A 1,043-nucleotide genomic window follows, 5' to 3' on the forward strand; every position below is an offset into this window, starting at 1 on the left:
ATAATTAAAATAGATTTTGTATATGAATATCTTGATATTAATAAATGATGCAAGTGGTTTCTATCAGAACTTAAAGGATTTTTTTTATTGAGTAATCGAGTAACGAAAAGCCTTACTAAATCAATACCTGGCAACAACATAAAAACCACAATTTTGTCTGCGCCATTAAAATAACTTAGGTTGTAAAGTTTAATGAATATATAGCTAATAATAAATGAAAGATAAAGTGTTCCGCTATCTCCAAGAAAAGAATAATCTTTGTAATTTAAGTATAAAAAACAAAATAAAGAAATAATCAATATTTTTAGAAAAAATGTATCAACGTGAAAAAATAAAATAGAAATTAAAATAATAAGAGAATATAAGGTTGATTGTAAATTAATACCATCAAACATGTTAAAAGCATTCATAAAAACTAAGAAGCAAAATATAGTAAATGGAATACTAAAATCATTTAATTCAAAAACACCTAGATAAAATGAGAATTTTATTTCACGAATTATAAAATCGGTATTTATTAAAAGAAAAACTAATATTATTGAGGATAGAATAGCAAATTTTTTGTTGGCTTTAATATTGTATTTATCATCAAAAAATCCCAATAAAAAAATTGAAGAAGAAATAATTATAAAAATAATCAACTCATAAATATTATTAAATAAATATTCATTCAAAAATAAATTCGGAAAAAAAAATAAAAAAATAAAATAAAATGAAAGATTAATAAATAGTATTGTTCCACCAGCGAGTGGTGTAGGATTTTGATGATATTTTCTTTTATTATCTGGCTTATCAATATTTAATTTAAATATTTTAATTTTATTAAAATTGTAAAGAATTAATAAGTTCAAAATTACGAAAAATATAATTATCATTTTTTTATTTTAGAATTTATTGTTATTTGTGACAAACAAGTTAAAAAAACGATTAAATCAATGCTAAACACTGCATAACCACTTTCAAATATTGATCTCAATAAAGAAATTAAAACCAATAAATTTAAATAATAAACATAAGCATTTTTGAAACTATTCTTTAAAATA

1 protein-coding gene is annotated in these 1,043 nt (G+C 20.0%); it reads right to left on the reverse strand.

From position 1 onward, the window contains the following. The coding region (locus ACTT9D_RS07420) for an MraY family glycosyltransferase (protein WP_440931143.1) at positions 1-875 on the reverse strand (875 nt) is incomplete at its 3' end. Between the last annotated feature and the right edge of the window lie 168 nt (positions 876-1,043).

The organism is Candidatus Pelagibacter sp. (genome assembly GCF_052049815.1).
GTDB lineage: Bacteria > Pseudomonadota > Alphaproteobacteria > Pelagibacterales > Pelagibacteraceae > Pelagibacter.